Here is a 15,907-nt window from a genome sequence, read left to right as displayed (position 1 = left end):
AAAATAACATACGACTATGGGTTACGATCCTACCACATGCTTTAATTCTCTGCAGTCCCAGGGGCTGGGACCATGCCCCAATGACCTCGGCACCGCATCTTCCTATCACTGTCTGGATGCCCAGGAAGGTGGCGCCACGCATGCTTTCTGCGCTCAGGAGAACAAGTATTATGAGCCCTTTCCGTTCAGCGAAGCTTATAATCCTTCTAAATGCGCTCCAAAAGAGTACAATGCCGTGAAGTGCGAGGAGAAAGTATTTGCGACAGTCACTGAACTCGCAAAATATTTGAGAGCACACCCGGAGATGGAGCCCCGGGACTGTTTTTGTTGTTGTTCCTGCCTTGCCTATGGTACGCCCATTGCCATTCCTTCAGGATTGAAAGCCATCGAAAAAATCAGCGTTGGTGAAGATGTGATGGGTGGGAGTGTTACCAGCAAGGGCGGGAAGCTCTCTTTCTCCTGGGCGCCGGCACCCGTGACATTCAGCCAGGGAACACCACCATCAGATCACCAAAGCGGTATTGCCTCCACGATGGTCTTCGTCTACTGTAACGATGATCTGGGGATCATCTCCACAGAAGATCAGTTGTTCATGACGCCGGCAGGTATACTGAAACAGGCCAACACGCTGAAGCCGGGAGATGAGCTGGTAACAGTATCCGGTGAAGCGGTGGCTATCATGAGCATCAAGATTGGGAACTGGTACGGAGGCGTTCATCACATTACTGCAGGCCCTCCTTTTACCGGTGATCTCAATGGTCACCTCATCAGCGCCGGAAGTTTTGTAGTAGCTGACTTCTCTGTTCAGCTGGATCCCGTGGCACTGGGCAAGAAGTTTGAAGCAGGTCCTGTTATTGGCTCTAAAGAATATGATAAGGCCAATAAATCGATGATGCTTAAAACAGGGGTGTATACGCATAAAAGCGCAAAAGGTAATAAGGAAAACCTACCCAAACACTTTAAGTTGTTTAAGGATGAACCAGCACATATCCCCGCTGATGCATATTCATTCATCACCAATAAACAGGCTATCGACATTGTAGGAAATCCGGAGGTGCACTTCCGCCCTTATGGTAACAAAACCGGTATCGACACTATCAAATACCTCTTCAAGCTGTATAACGCCTTCTATCCGGATTACAACTTTTATCTTGACTGGGAAAACCTGTCCCCCAACGCCTATGCATTCGAATCTTACGGCGTAAAAACGGTAGTGATCTCCGGAGGGCTGGTAAGAATGCAAGGGCTTTATATTGAGGGAATTGCCTTTATTATAGCCCAATGTGTTGCACGTCTGGTTGATCTGCCAATATCCGTTTATCAGGGTCCGCGGCCATTACCGACTATCCAGGCCGACTATTACGGAATGGGACTGGTGATGTTGACCGTTTGGCATTTCAACGCTTTCTCCATTGATGGCCAGGCTATCAAACAGATGCAGCAGTTCTGGGGATATATATCACCGGAAAATCAGAAAGGCGATCCGGCTAATCCACAGGAATACCCGTCTATTGAATGCAGAGAAACTACCATGTTATATGCGCGGCTGGGAGGTAATCTTCCTCCATGTGCAGCGCTGCCTCTACAGCCGCTGCAGCTCCTCACTGAAGAAGTAGGTGTACTTGCTGATGATTCGCCATTTGTGAGGTTATATTTCAACGAAAACCTTGACCAGGAAAGTGCATTGCAGCCAGGCAATTATTCAATTGAACCTGAAGTTAGCATCAGCTCAGTTGTGGTGCCGGTAAACAATGAACATTCTGTACAGATTGTAGCGAATTTCAAAGCAAAGGTAAAGTATAAGGTTACCGTTACCGGTGTTAAAGGCAACAAGGGAGAACCGATCGATCCTAAGAAAAATTCGATCAACTTCATCGGACAGTAAAAAGGAAAGCCATGGATAATACGCTCATTGAACAACGGAGCCAGTTCGCTGAAATACTGGGACTCGGAGAACCGGTTTCAGAAGAAGTATTGAAGGCAGCTGTGGGAAATGAAAGTTATGCCCGTAACCTGCTTTTGAGCAAAGAGAATCCGGAAATGCTGGAAACTTTGCTGAACAAACCAGGCAGACAGGGTACGCAGGAATTTTCTCATGCAACACTTGTCAGGAAAGCCGCTACGGCATTGCTGCGCTGGGGTAAAACAGGATTCGCACTGGTAAATGCAACCGTGCTTGAACAGCGTGAAAACGCCTGTCTGAGCTGTCCGCATCTCCGCAGTCCCAAGGGCACCCTTCAGCAGATAATGCCATCGGCCCAGGAGAAGGACAAGCCAGGGTATCGCACGGGTAAAAAGGTTTGTGACCTCTGTGGCTGCAACATCTCCAACAAGATACGCCTGCCTTCGGAAGCCTGTCCGGATATACATCCCGAACATTACCAGCTGACACGTTGGGGCGAACCCGCTGAACATCCACGTAGTTAACCAGGTTGGGTATCAACAGGGCTTCGTATAAGCCGGTTCGATATCAGGCCCGGCGAGGTTAGAGACGAAACAAAAAACCTGCACTGGTTGCAGGTTTTTTGTTTCGTATATTTTATGGTAAGTATCATTTCACCGGTAACATATTATTGACATCCACCGGRAAACTGTCGTACTTGTTATACAGTTTCAGATATTTGGCCGGGTCAACGGGTTGTTCGCTGAGTATATCCACCAGTCCGCGGAAGAAGCCCTCCCTTTTCTCTGCCGGATTGAAAATGAGCGTGAGTACTACCTGTTCGTCTGTATCATTGGCAAAACCGTGTGGCGTGAAACGTGGTACATACACAACTGATCCGGGTTGCAGGTGATGTGTATCATCACCGGCATATACCGTGAGGACACCTTTGCCTACCATAAAGGTTTCATCCATAAAACGGTGGTAATGCAACCTGGCGCCGATGGTATGTGGTGGCAGCGTGATCTCGTATACGCCGAGGTGGCTGTTGGACATTTCGCTGGTCACTTTAAAAACGAAGGAAGCACCTCCCATTTCCAGTCGCTCTCCTTCGCCCGGATGATGTATGGTGGCCTTGTTGGTGAGTTGGTCTTCCAGATAGTCTATCTTCTTCATAAATTTCATTTTTATGAAGACAAAATTCCGACATGCCAACCTGAAAAACATTTACAAATGTTGACACTTTAAAAAAAAACTACAGCTCGGCACGTATGCGGCTCAGTTGTGTAGGTGTAATACCAAGATAGGAAGCGATCTCGTGTTGCTTCAAGCGTTGTTCCAACTCGGCAAATTGTTCCAGGAAGGCAGTATAGCGGCTTTTGGCAGTGTCATAGCGCAGTGATATTTCCAGTGGTTCTTTTTCCACCACCCAATGTATTTCCAGGTAGCGGATATACAATGCGGCCATATCAGGGCAAAGCATTGTCAACTTTTTAAATTCATCGAAATGATATTCGAACACCGTGGTGTTTTCCAGTGCACGGATCGTAAACTGGCTGGGGCTTTGGGTCAACATGGCACTCATAGAGCCTACCAGGAATGTTTCAGGAAAAAAGCGTTTGATCACCACATCTCCATTCGGCGCTGTATAGTACTGCGAAAACAGCCCTTTCACCACATAGGCCACCAGCCGCGGCACCTGGCCTTCCATTACCAACGTTTCATGACGTTTATAGGTACGACTTGTAATGATATTCCCCCACGCCTGTCGGCTTTCATCCGACAGCGGATGATACATGGTTACTTTTTCCCAAAAGTTGTTCATGAGCGTAAATTTAGAAACAAAAAGCTACAAAGTTGAGTTATAGGCAACTCCATATTTCTACATGGGCTTAACTGTTTCACTGAGGCGATCCCTGATAGTTTTAAGCAGCTGTTTATTATTCGATTTCTTTATGGTAACCTCTCTGCATTGATTGAAACCTGCGAATGTTTTAATCGCCTCAACGATTTTGTTGATCGTATCCGGGGATGGTTTCAACGATTCAAAGTGTAGGTTATGGATCGTTAGTATGCGATGTTTCCTGTCGGCTTTTGAATCCATCCTGGCGACAAAGGTGTCGCCCACTAACACCGGCAAAGAGAAGTATCCGTATTTCCGCTTTGCCTGGGGAACAAAGCACTCTATCTGGTAGTCGAAATCAAAGAAGTCCTTTAAGCGGTGCCTGAGCACATTTAATATGTCGAAGGGAGAGAGAATGAATGCATTGTCGCCCAGTTTTATTTTTTTGCTTTTGTACTCAGGCAACATATACAGGGGAGCGGTGTTCAGTCCTTCGATGCTTACCTGGCAAACTTCACCTTCGGCGGCCATCTTTTCCAGCGCTGTTTTTACCAGGTTATCCTTTGCGTAATGTGCCCGCCAGGCGATGTCTTTTGCGTAGGCAATCCCCAGGGATTGCAAGGAACGCCGGATCACATGCCGTGCAAATTCTTCCGGGGTTGGCATGGTAGTATCGACATCACCCGGAATCAGGTTGATGGGCAGGTCATATACTTTCTGGAAGTTTTTCTGACGGGTACACATCAGGCTTCCATCGAGGAACAGTCTTTCTAGTGCGACCTTTGCCGGCCGCCAATCCCACCAACCGGAGCTTGCCACCGGGCGGTCATTTTCAAAATCCTTTACCATGAGAGGGCCTTCACGGGCAATTCTATCGAGTACCTTTTTCATAAGACTGATCTCCGGTGGTGTCAGGGGCTTTCTCCGGGATAAAAAACCTTCCTTAACAGGCAATGAAAAACGGAATTCGTGTATGGGAATATATCCTGTGCCGTAAGTGAAAAATTCAAAGATGTGTCCATCCGCCTGCAGCTCATCAATCCATTCCGGTTTATAGTCAGGTACGCGGGATGCAATGGCATGGTGATGCGCCCGCTCAACAACATAGTTTGTATCTATCTGAATAAAACCAAGGTGGTCGATGAGTTTATAGACTGCCTCGATTCCTTTCCCGAACTGCCCGGGTTGAGCCAACCCTGCCGCATGAAGGATTATTTTTTTTGCCTGTGAACTGCTGAGGATATGTTGCTTCATAATGAAAGCAAAATAAGAAAAAAAGTTCTGCCACCTTTGTTCGATTTTTCTGCCATAAGGTTCACAGGAGGATGTCTTTTTGAGACATCCTCTTCTTATTATGTATAGTTATATGACTGCGCCTTCCTTTCAACTCAATCTACAGACCTTCAAATAGTATTAACCCTATTGAATTATAATCATCTTACCTGGAAAGTTATTTTACATACATGCAAGGGATGATGATAGTCCCTGTTGTATTTCTTTTTCATTTTAAACCCTCATCATTATTAGGTCTTTAAATTTACATTTATGAAAACAAGATGGTATTTCTTTAAAACAGCATACCTGCCGATATTGCTATTGTTATTTTTTCTTGTATCCCCGTCTGATAGTTCTGGGCAAAAAACTTATGCCAATAGTCAGACAAACCAGGTAAACGGGATTTGCTTATTATGTGGAGTCACCAATCCCAATAATCCCGTGGATGGCAGCAGTCTCGATGATTACTCCACTTTTGTTATTAATGTCGGATTGTTGGGAGTAAGTGTGGAGCAAACCCTGATTTTTCCGGCAGCCAGTAATGGAGGTTGTGATTCACTGATTATCGGGATTGGTAGCAGTAACACGGTATTATCTGCCAATCTGTTTGGTGGTGTTACCGTGGAAACATATAATGGCGCTACAGCCAATAATGATGCGAAAACCGTATCATCCGGTTTACTGAGACTGGTGAACTGTAATACCCGTGCGGAAGTATTGCTTCGTCCCACTGCACAATTTGACCGGGTAAAAATTAAGTTGAGTAGTACACTCCTTGGATTACTTACTTCTTTCCGCTTATATTATGCCTATAAAAAGAACAGTATTGCCAACCCGGTTTATTCTCCGCAAGAAGGGGTCGTATGTGGTGCATCTCCCATGGTTATACAAAATCATCAACAAGGTATCGACTATCATGTCAGGATCATTTATAGTGGCCTTTCTACCATATTCCTGGATACTTCTTATGTTGTGCAAAATAATGATACTGTGCTTTTACCCCCTTATGATAGGTTTGCGAGTGCACAAGGAGATATCTATATACAGGCAGTAAATCCTGTTACGGGTTGTAAATCCGATTCTGTACATCACGCCTATTGGGCAGGCAGTGCTTCCGCTTTACCTAACGTAGATGCCGATAGTGTACATATCTGTGAGGGAGATAGCGTTATGCTACATGCCACGCAGGTACTTTTTAATCCACTTTATACTAATGTATGGTATAATGCAACTACGGGTGGAACTCTCTTGCATACCGGAGATTTTTTCAAGGTAAGTCCTGCTACTACCACTACCTATTTTGTTACAGGCAGGGCCTACTGTGAGTACCCTTCCCGACGGCCGGTAAAAGTACAGGTAACACCGAGGACACCGCCAGTACTCCTAAACAATCCTTTGTTGGTAGTATTGAATACAACAGATACACTTAGGGCTATCGCTCCTGCAGGTGCCACTTTCCGCTGGTATAATGCGCCTATTGCCGGCTCGCTGCTGTTTATAGGTAGTAAGTTTGCGGTACATCCTGTAACAACAGATACCCTGCATTATTATGTAGCGTCTGTGGTAAATGGTTGTGTTAGCAGCCGTACACCTGCAATTGTAGTGGTTACACTTGCCTATGGCTTATCAGGTAATATGGAAAATATGGCAGATCAGTTAGCATTATATCCTAACCCCACTACCGGGCAGATATGGTTTAAAGACAACAAAGCATTCAAAAATGGTATCGTTGTGATCAATAGCATGGATGGAATACCTGTTTATCAAACCACATTGAAGACAAATAGTGTGCAGTTACCAGCTTCGCTACCAGCAGGTGTTTATTTAATACAGGTGCGTACTAAAACAGGAAAGGTATTTTCGGGGAAAGTGCTGGTAAGTAAATAATTCTGCCAGGTTAGGTGAGCATTTCAAAGGGGAGTATATAAACTAAAATCAGCTACTGTAGCTGATTTTAGTTTATATACTGTTAAATCATTCGAACTTTTTTGTCGTAATCAACATAAATCATACGAAGTCCCGCAGGAACCGTTGATTTGAGTCCAATGACAACGTTTCTTACCCTGAAGCTCAATCTTCACAGCAGTAGGTTTTGTTAGTGCAAGGATTTTGATTTTCTTCAGGCTTAATTTTTTTTCTTCTTTTTTCATAGTGATTAGTTTAACGTTTGATGATAATACAGGTTTATGGTTTATACGAATAAGGTTAGCATGTAGTGAAATGCAAGGCGCATTTTTTTTGATATTATTAAGATACAGAAAAATCGCAATAGTCTTTACTATACCAGGGAAATAATTGCAATACCCATAGAATAAATTGTGAATTGCAGGGTCTGCCGGATGAGTCACAAATTTGCGAACAAATGAATTGATTAGTTGTGCTAACTTGTATATGTCCGTTATCTGCTGTTCTTTTGCAGTTGCCTTTACTATTTTTACTTTAAAGAAGTATTAACCGGGAACCCCGTAATGTTTGTTGACCAATAGCTAATAATGCTTTACTATCCGGCAATTTATTAAATCAGTAGTATGACAGCCCATAATGACTTACCCCCGCACGCGTATACTTATTTGTCGGAGATCAGTCGTCAGGATGTGTATCATTCTGACATGAGTCGTGACGAAGTGATAAATACTTTTTTCCCTCCAACCGTTACTTCACTGGTAGCTGGGTTATCAAATATTACCAGTGCATTTTATGGAGTTATGCTCGATAAAGCGGCGTTGCTGAAGGGAAAACATTTGATAGACCCGTTGTCGCAGGCAACTATTTATGAGTTAGGCCGGTTAAGAGTAGCCGCTGCCGTGCAGGCAAATCCGGACCTGGACAGGGATGCACGGGGAATATTACTGGTACTGCTATCTGCTATTTTCACTTCCAGCCCTGAGTTCAGGTTTAATGTTGTTGAATTCAAACCAGACATGGTTAAAGTGATTTTTACGGGTGTGGACAGGTATCATAGAATTACCCGTCAGTTGGGTATAGCGGACGAAATTACCTGGCCGTCTATTTCCCCGTTTATACAGGCCGTTAGCGAGGAGCTGACTCCGATGTATACCACCGGCATCACTTTAGTTGAGCTTAACGCGGAAAGCAGTGAATGTGTTTACGAGATATTGATTTTTAAAAAAGAATCTGAAAGCACCGCAATACCATTACAAAACTTAGGTATATCGGCGCCTTTTTTTCAACTGCCTTCCGGCAAGAAGCAGGTATTCGGACATTTACTGCATGCAGTGCTAGGCAAAGCAGATGATTTTATGGTGGATAGTTTTGCGCTGTTAATACGGTATTGCATTTCCCTGGAGGCCTGGAATTTCGGCAGATTAAACCAGCCATCCGAAAATCACTACATGATGGGAGAGAAATTCAGGGTGTTTAGATGTGGTGAAGTAAGCAGGGATATGATTTATACAGCAGTCATTGAAAGTATGCCTGTTGAAAAACAGAAAAGAAGAAGTATATTAAATATTATCAGTGATAAGGGAGATCCTGTTTATATGATGATGTTTGATTATTATATGCTGGATGCGGAAAAGTTCCTTGCTAAGTTTGCTACACTTAAAGCTTCTGAAGAGCTGGCAGCAGCTCATCCGGTGGAACCATTGTCCGGAATTACACGGCATTTATTCAACAACCCTTACCAATATCAGGCGGTATTACCTCCTTTTTCACACGCCCAATGCAGCGGGCATTTTACAGGTTATCCCTGTGTACCCACCTTGCTTATTTATCAATGCCTGGCTGTTGAAGCGGAAAAGTGGCTGCAGGATATCATGCACCTGCCTTTATTACGGCGCCCGGTACTGGATGGAATAGAACTTTTGCCTATAAAAATAATCCCTATTGATTGCCCCTGTATTGTCAATATATCAGTGAACCGTTTATCAAAGAAGTGCTTTAAGTTTATTTGCCACATCATATCACCAAAAGATCCTACCGTACTTTATTCAGTTGTAACCATCGATTTAAATTTACCTGCTATCCTCTGAAGGTCCATTGTTTTTCAGAGATAGCGTAAACTGATTATTTATGAAAGAAATAACTGCAGCCATCACCGCTGTTGGTGGCTATGTGCCCGACTATGTGCTATCCAATAAGGAGTTAGAGCAATACGTTAATACTTCGGATAAATGGGTTTATGAGCATTTGGGTATCCGGGAAAGGCGGATCCTGAAAGGAGAGGGTCGTGGTACATCTGAGTTATGCATCCCGGTGGCTAAACAGATTTGTGAGAAACGTGGAATTGATCCGTCAGCAATTGATTTGCTGGTAGTTGCTACCAGCACACCAGATATGATTGTACCCAGTACTTCCAATATTGTGGCAGCAGCCATTGGTGCAAAAAATGCCTGGGCAATGGATATTAATCTGGCCTGTTCCGGCTTTTTAGCTGCACTGGATGTTGGCGCCAGGTTCATTGAAGGTGGTAAATATGCAAAAGTACTGGTGATAGGAGCAGATAAGATGAGTGCCATTGTAGACTATACCGAGCGCATGACCGCCAGCATTTTTGGGGATGGAGGTGCGGGCGTGCTATTGGAGCCTGATTACAACGGTTACGGATTAAAAGACAGTATATTGAAAACAGATGGGGAAGGTGGAAAACACCTCTTCATGCCAGCAGGAGGTTCTGCCTTACCTGCCAGCGAAATCACTGTTTCGGCGCGGCAACATTATATCCGGATGAATGGGAAAGAAATTTATAAACTTGCAGTAAAACATATGGTATCGACCATGCAGGAGTTGATGGCAAGAAATGACATTTCCGGAGATGATATTAAATGGTTGGTTCCACATCAGGCAAATAAACGAATTTTGTTAGAGGTAGCGAGGCAGTTATCCTTTCCGGAAGAGAAAATAATGATTAACATTCATCATTATGGCAATACCACTGCGGGCACTATTCCGTTGTGTTTATGGGATTATCAGAAGTTGCTGAAAAGAGGGGATAAGATTTTAATGTCTGCGTTTGGTGCTGGTTTTACCTGGGGGGCAAATTATTTGATATGGGCTTACGATGGGGCATAGGCGCTGAGTACTTTTAATAAATGAAAGATCAATCATAACTTTTTCTTTATTAAATTCATCAGGAGAAAATTTCCTCCTAATTCATTATCAATGAACAAAGATATTTTAGTTCGGTTCATTCAACAGGTATTGCCTATGGCCCCTGTTAAGGTGGAGCAGATTGCAGAGAAATTCAATCCGATGGAAATCGAAAGGAATGAATATATTTTGAAGGCCGGCAAGGTTTGCAATGCATATTATTTCATCGAAAAGGGCGTCATGCGGTCCTATACTTATAACCTGGATGGCGACGAGGCTACCACCGCGTTCTATTCGGAAAATTCCTTTGCAAGTGATCTGTTGTCATTCTTCAATAGAACCCCTTCAAAAGAATATATCCAGACAATAGTCGATTGTGAAACCTGGTATATTACTTATGACGACATGCAGGAAATTTTTCACGCGCTGCCCGAGTTTCGGGAATTCGGCCGGCTGAAGCTTGTCAACAGCTACAGTATCCTGAAAGAGAGAATGCTGTCTATGTTACAGGAAACAGCGGAACAACGGTATATCAGGCTGATCAATTCGAGTCCGGAAATTTTTCAGAATGTACCTTTAAAATATATCGCTTCTTATCTGGGAATTACCGATACTTCGTTGAGCAGAATAAGAAAGGAGTTTACGAAAAAATAGCTGCTTGCTGATTTCTTGCCATTTGCTAAGTGTAAGCTGAATGATATGGTTTTCCTTTGTTTTCTAAACCAAGGCACTATTTCAAATGGAAAATCACATATCAGGAATGCCTCTTTGGGCCATCTTACTATTTATCGGGAGTTTTCTTTTTTTTATCGCTTTCATCACCGGGAGAGTAAGGGAAGCAGCGCTGGACGTCGGTATGACGCCGCGCAAGGCAGTGAATATTCAGATCAGTATTTTTAGTTTTTATGTTGCTTTTCTTGTCTACGTTTCTTTTTTTTCTTTGAAAGGTACATTTGAAGTCAATTCCCTGCCACCTAAAGTAACGATATGGGCAGGGTTGCCGTTAGCTATCTTCTTGTTCGGTTTTATCGGGAATACCAGGCTATTTAAGACCTTACTTTATTCAATTAAACTGGAATCACTGATCTCCTTACATATATTCCGGGTTCTTGGCGTATTTTTCATCATTCTTCAGAGCTATCGCCTGCTTCCTGCAACATTTGCTTTTTTTGCCGGCTTCGGAGATATTATTACTGCAATTTTAGCATTGCCGGTGGTAAGGATGGCTGCAAAGCGTAGCCCAGGGTGGAAAATAGCCGTTTATGCCTGGAACATATTTGGTATCCTGGACATCGTTGATTTGCTGACGATTGCTGTAATGATTGGTGCCAACGGGAATCTCAGGGAAATGACTGTATTCCCGTTCTCATGGTTTCCTGCATTTGCTCCCGCCACCATTTTATTTTTGCATACCGCGGTTTTCAGAAAATTATACCAGTTGAAGACGTCCGCAAATAGTTTAGTAGTTAGCTGAGATCATTTTCCGGTTTGATTGCCGCCAACAATTTCAAATCACCACTTAAAGGCGACTCAAATGTATGTTGTGCCTGAACAGTAAGGCAAGGATGTTCAAGTAGTGGATCATGATTTACGCTTTAAGGTAATCACTGCCACTTCCGGCCACATACCGATTCGCCCTTTTAGTCCAAGGAAGCCAAAGCCGCGGTTGACATACAAAAAACGCCCGTTGTCCTGGTAAAGCCCGAGCCATTGCTTGTATACGTATTTGATGGGGCTCCACTTAAGACCAAATAACTCAATGCCGAACTGCATGCCATGTGTATGGCCAGATAATGTGAGATGAATGTGTTGATGATGCTCAAGCGTTACGCCTTCCCAGTGCGAGGGATCATGTGACATCAGGATCTTAAAAGCATCATCGGGAACGCCGGCAGTGGCTTTCTTTAAGTCACCGTATTGATGGAAGCCACCCTTACCCCAGTTTTCCACGCCTAACAGCGTAATGGACTGACCGTCCTTTTGAAGGGTGATTGCCTCATCCAGCAGCAGACGAAAACCGATTTCGGCATGTACTTGTTTTAGCCGGGCCAGGTTGGTACGTTTGGCCTCAGGCGTCTCCCAGTGAATGTAATCGCCATAATCATGGTTCCCCAACACCGAGAATTTACCCATCGGCGCTTTCAGTGCTGCAAAAGCAGGTATCCATCTGGCCATTTCTGATGCCTGGTTGTTAACCAGGTCACCGGTGAACAGAATGACATCGCTGTGCTGGGCATTGACCAGGTCCAGCCCTTTTTGTACTCCGCCGGCGTTGGTAAAGCTGCCGGAGTGAACGTCTGTTATCTGTGTTATAGTAAAACCATCAAAAGCTTCGGGCAGGTCCGGGAAAGAGATTGTTTCACGCCTTACGCGATAAAAATGCCGCCCGCGCGTAATACCGAACAGCACGATGAGCAGCAGCACAGCAGCTGTGGCTAAAGTCAGTTCACTTACCCAGAGTGCCCTCGGCGGAAACCCACGAAAGAGCCGGGTAATATCCTCCACCAGTAAAACCGGGAGCGAAAATAAACGGGGAACAAAAGCTAGCAGCATCAGTCCCATGAGCCAGGTAATCAACGTTTGCTGCGAGCGGGAGCCACGTCGCGCAAAAATTACAGCTACTATGCCGCTCATTAACAGCAGATCGATGAGCCAATAGCTCCACAACAATGCACCGGAATTTACAAGAGTTTGTATAGCCTGATAAAAATAAAGATCGGTACCCAGCCAGAGCAGGATGATCAGCGGAAGTCTTTTTGCCATTTATAAAGTAGATATGTCAAACATATATTTTGTTATTCCAGAAGACGTTTGAACAGGGAAGATATTTTAAAAGAAGGAGAAAAACATCTCCTTTCGCTGTAAATAGTCATTCCTGATTAGCCATTGAGCAACTACCAGCAGTTTTTTTATTTTTAGTGGTAAAGAAGGAGATCATTTTTTTTCATCTCTATAAAAGCTTGATACGCTCTTCTTCCAGGTCGATCTGGAAGATCAGCCAGTGGATGATTTCATCTGGCCATTCAGGCTCCTTGTTTATACCGATAAGGAACTTTCGTTGGTCTTCGAGCAATTCCAGGTAGTGTTGTTTTGCTGCTTCACTTAATCCCAGGTTTTCCGGTTCCTTGAGTTTATGTTCCCATTGTTCGATCATGCGTTGCAGCTTGTGGTCTGTGAGCTGGCCTTTCTCCTGTTTTTCTCTCAGCAGTCTTACCGTTTCGATCACCATAAGCCGCTTTACCCTCGCTTTAAGTTCGTCCTTCGGCTCCTCGATGAAGTGACTATTGATATTGGAGCGCCTTATAAAATAGGGCAGGGTGAGTCCCTGTATCAGCAGGGTAAGCAGGATGACGATGAAGGTGATGAACAGAATAAGGTTCCTGTGGGGAAATGGTGCGCCATGCAGTGTAGTTGGTATGGCCAGTGCGGCGGCCAGGGAAACCACGCCCCGCATGCCGGTCCAGCCCATTAGCAGTGGCAGGATCAATGCCCGGCGCCGGTTGTTGTTTATTATGTTCACCGCCACCCCTGGTCTGAATATACGTGTGGCCAGCATCGCCGCGTAGTAACTGATGATCCTTGCTATGATGAGCACGGCAGTTGCCAAAAGACCATAATAAACCGCTTCACTTAATGGGGTTCCATCGGCACGAAGTCCGGCCACAACTTCCGGCAGTTCCAGGCCTATCAACATAAACACCACACCGTTCAGTATAAAGATCAGTGCCTCCCAAAAACTCTGGCCCCTTACCCGGCTGGAACTTGATAGAAAGGAGAAACGCCGGTTGGCCAGGAAAAGGCATCCTGTCACTACCGCCAATACGCCGGAACCATGTACCTGCTCGGCGATCCAGTAAAGGAAATAGGGTTCGATGAGTGAAAAGACAATGTCTGAAGGAGCGTCTGTAGGCAGGTATTTATGTGCCTGCATGAAGAGCCATCCAAATATCAACCCAAGACCTACTCCTCCCATTATCATCCAGGAAAAATCCAACAGTGCTTCGTGAAAAATGAACTGCCCGGTGCCTACAGCTACCAGTGCAAACCTGAAAATGATCAGTGAGGAGGCATCATTGAGCAGGCTTTCGCCTTCCAGTATAGCTGCCGTTATTCTGGGGATTTTTACAAATTTCATGATCGCGCCCGTACTCACCGCATCAGGAGGGGATACAATGCTGCCGAGCAGTAAGCCAAGTGCGAGCGTAAATCCCGGGATGAGGTGGTTGGCCAGCAGGGCAACGGCAAATGCGGAGAAGAGCACTACCAGGAAGGCAAAGCTGCCGATCATGCGCCACCATTTTTTCATTTCCTTAAAGGAAACGCTCCAGGCTGCATCAGAAAGCAGTGGTGGCAGGAAAATAAAAAAGATCATGTTGGGATCGATCTGCACTATTGGAAGCCCGGGTATAAAACTGACCAATAGCCCGGCTATTACCAGCAACACAGGATAGGCGATCCTTAATCTGGTAGCCAGCATCTCAATCAAAACGATAGCGGCTACCAGGGCCAGAAGAAGGGGTAGTTGTTGATGCATATGGAAATCATAAGGCTACTAAAATAAAGTCAATTTTTTGAATTTATTGTAAGTATTCCTAAATGAGAGGCGGACTAAGATCGGTGTAACGATCTCGTTTTGCCATACGTTAGATCTGGGGCAATGAGTTCGTCCGCCTACTCTTCATCTTTAGCTTCCCATAATTCAATTTTGTTGCCTTCCACATCAAGAATATGAACGAACTTTCCGTAGTCATATGTTTCTATTTTATCTAACACTGTCACCCCTTCCTTTTTTAATTCTTCTACGAGTGCTTCGATGTTTTCAACCCGGTAATTAATCATAAAGTCTTTTGAGGAGGGCTCGAAGTATTTGGTCTTATCAGCAAAAGGAGTCCATAGCGTATATCCTTTCTTAGTTGAATCCGTTTCCTGCCGCCATTCAAATTTTGCCCCGTAGGGGCCTGTATCCAGACCGAGATGCATTTTATACCATTCTTTGATTTTTTTAGGATCGTTACATTTAAAGAAAATGCCTCCAAGTCCGGTTACTCGTTTCATTTTGATTTGGTTTTTATTTGTTTTAGCCCAAATCGAATTGAATGCGAACCCCAAACCAAATGATGCTGCAAGTGATAAAATGATTAGTTTGTTTTTCATCATTTGTCAATATGTTTTGAATGTTGTTTACGCTAAACGCTACTACACGACGTCGCTTAACTCATCACCGGGTTTTCTCCATTTCTTTGATGGCGTCCCAGCCTTCAGGGGTGATGCCCATAATCTCGGTGGCAACGCCCAGTGTTTGATAAGTATCGAAGAAGGCCATCCGCGCAATTGGGTGATCCACTTCGCTGATGACCGCATAACCTTGTTCGCGCAGCTCGCCGGTGACCCGTTCGAAATCGCTTACCGGCAAACGGAAGGCAAGGTGCTGTGTGCCGCCTGCGGGATACTGAGCGAGGTAGTCATGGAACATACTTTGACCGGATAGCGGTTGAATGAGTTCGATGAAGGTACTTCCATTATAAGTCTGAGTGGTGAGCCATTCGCCAGCAACCAGCTTGCCGTAATAGGTCATACCCAGATCCTGTGCACGGAAATGTTCCGGCTCAGGAAAGCCAGCGATACCAAGGGCGTTCGAAAGGAATTTCACAGCGGCGTGAATGTCCGGGACCACCCAGCCAATTTGTGCGAGTTCAAGTCCGGTGATGGTGTTGTTGATACTGCTCATATTTATTTGCGATTAGGTTTGTGGCTAAACAAAGTTAAACCAGATGTGTTTCTTATGCAAGGGCATTCACGGCAATATGTGGGGCATTTGCGACTTTCAGCTGCAAACTGATTTCAGTTCCTCTGCCGAA

General features: G+C 44.6%; 15 protein-coding genes. 7 read left to right on the top strand and 8 right to left on the bottom strand.

The features are described from left to right. The first annotated feature begins 16 nt into the window (after positions 1–16). Complete coding sequence (locus AC1DP6_RS32940; RefSeq protein ID WP_477058671.1) at positions 17–1,885, top strand: hypothetical protein; 1,869 nt, start codon at positions 17–19, stop codon at positions 1,883–1,885. An 11-nt stretch (positions 1,886–1,896) separates the two neighbouring features. Beyond that, positions 1,897–2,427, top strand: a complete 531-nt coding sequence (locus AC1DP6_RS32935) for a hypothetical protein (RefSeq protein WP_477058670.1) — start codon at positions 1,897–1,899, stop codon at positions 2,425–2,427. Positions 2,428–2,551: 124 nt separating this feature from the next. Here the strand turns inward: AC1DP6_RS32935 and AC1DP6_RS32930 are convergent, their stop codons facing one another. The 3 genes from AC1DP6_RS32930 to AC1DP6_RS32920 all read right to left on the bottom strand — a co-directional run bounded on the left by AC1DP6_RS32930 (position 2,552) and on the right by AC1DP6_RS32920 (position 4,979). Continuing rightward, a complete protein-coding gene (locus AC1DP6_RS32930; RefSeq protein ID WP_477058669.1) occupies positions 2,552–3,058 on the bottom strand; it encodes a cupin domain-containing protein in 507 nt (168 codons plus the stop codon). 79 nt (positions 3,059–3,137) lie between these two features. Then, positions 3,138–3,707 (bottom strand): Crp/Fnr family transcriptional regulator, encoded by a 570-nt coding sequence (locus AC1DP6_RS32925; protein WP_477058668.1) that lies wholly within the window; start codon positions 3,705–3,707, stop codon positions 3,138–3,140. Between the two features lie 57 nt (positions 3,708–3,764). Then, positions 3,765–4,979: a winged helix-turn-helix domain-containing protein gene (locus tag AC1DP6_RS32920; RefSeq protein ID WP_477058667.1), complete on the bottom strand. Its 1,215-nt coding sequence runs from the start codon at positions 4,977–4,979 to the stop codon at positions 3,765–3,767. Positions 4,980–5,270: 291 nt separating this feature from the next. On the opposite strand from AC1DP6_RS32920, the gene AC1DP6_RS32915 reads away from it, so the two are divergent. After that, positions 5,271–6,887, top strand: coding sequence for an Ig-like domain-containing protein (locus AC1DP6_RS32915; RefSeq protein WP_477058666.1), 1,617 nt, complete (start codon positions 5,271–5,273; stop codon positions 6,885–6,887). Positions 6,888–6,997: 110 nt separating this feature from the next. On the opposite strand, the gene AC1DP6_RS32910 is transcribed toward AC1DP6_RS32915, so the two are convergent. After that, the gene (locus AC1DP6_RS32910) at positions 6,998–7,150 is read right to left on the bottom strand and encodes a hypothetical protein (protein WP_477058665.1); all 153 of its coding nucleotides are present in this window, start codon (positions 7,148–7,150) and stop codon (positions 6,998–7,000) included. Between the two features lie 378 nt (positions 7,151–7,528). Between AC1DP6_RS32910 and AC1DP6_RS32905 the strand changes: the two genes are divergently transcribed. The 4 genes from AC1DP6_RS32905 to AC1DP6_RS32890 all read left to right on the top strand — a co-directional run bounded on the left by AC1DP6_RS32905 (position 7,529) and on the right by AC1DP6_RS32890 (position 11,523). Beyond that, positions 7,529–8,992 (top strand): hypothetical protein, encoded by a 1,464-nt coding sequence (locus AC1DP6_RS32905; RefSeq protein ID WP_477058664.1) that lies wholly within the window; start codon positions 7,529–7,531, stop codon positions 8,990–8,992. 40 nt (positions 8,993–9,032) lie between these two features. Continuing rightward, the gene (locus tag AC1DP6_RS32900) at positions 9,033–10,031 is read left to right on the top strand and encodes a beta-ketoacyl-ACP synthase III (RefSeq protein ID WP_477058663.1); all 999 of its coding nucleotides are present in this window, start codon (positions 9,033–9,035) and stop codon (positions 10,029–10,031) included. A 90-nt stretch (positions 10,032–10,121) separates the two neighbouring features. Further along, positions 10,122–10,703, top strand: coding sequence for a Crp/Fnr family transcriptional regulator (locus AC1DP6_RS32895; RefSeq protein ID WP_477058662.1), 582 nt, complete (start codon positions 10,122–10,124; stop codon positions 10,701–10,703). Positions 10,704–10,788: 85 nt separating this feature from the next. Then, a complete protein-coding gene (locus AC1DP6_RS32890; RefSeq protein ID WP_477058661.1) occupies positions 10,789–11,523 on the top strand; it encodes a hypothetical protein in 735 nt (244 codons plus the stop codon). Between the two features lie 107 nt (positions 11,524–11,630). Here AC1DP6_RS32890 and AC1DP6_RS32885 read toward each other — a convergent pair whose 3' ends face one another. The 4 genes from AC1DP6_RS32885 to AC1DP6_RS32870 form a co-directional block, all read right to left on the bottom strand. Next, positions 11,631–12,812, bottom strand: coding sequence for a metallophosphoesterase (locus tag AC1DP6_RS32885; RefSeq protein WP_477058660.1), 1,182 nt, complete (start codon positions 12,810–12,812; stop codon positions 11,631–11,633). A gap of 187 nt (positions 12,813–12,999) precedes the next feature. After that, the gene (locus AC1DP6_RS32880; protein ID WP_477058659.1) at positions 13,000–14,583 is read right to left on the bottom strand and encodes a Na+/H+ antiporter; all 1,584 of its coding nucleotides are present in this window, start codon (positions 14,581–14,583) and stop codon (positions 13,000–13,002) included. 137 nt (positions 14,584–14,720) lie between these two features. Further along, positions 14,721–15,206: a VOC family protein gene (locus tag AC1DP6_RS32875; RefSeq protein ID WP_477058658.1), complete on the bottom strand. Its 486-nt coding sequence runs from the start codon at positions 15,204–15,206 to the stop codon at positions 14,721–14,723. Between the two features lie 61 nt (positions 15,207–15,267). Further along, entirely contained in the window at positions 15,268–15,777 is a 510-nt protein-coding gene (locus AC1DP6_RS32870) for a VOC family protein (RefSeq protein ID WP_477058657.1), read from the bottom strand. Positions 15,778–15,907: the final 130 nt, after the last annotated feature.

The sequence above is a fragment of the Chitinophaga sp. 01L420 genome (assembly GCF_056399985.1).
The sequence above is the reverse complement of the archived record's forward strand: the minus strand, read 5'-3'. Positions and strand labels throughout refer to the sequence as shown.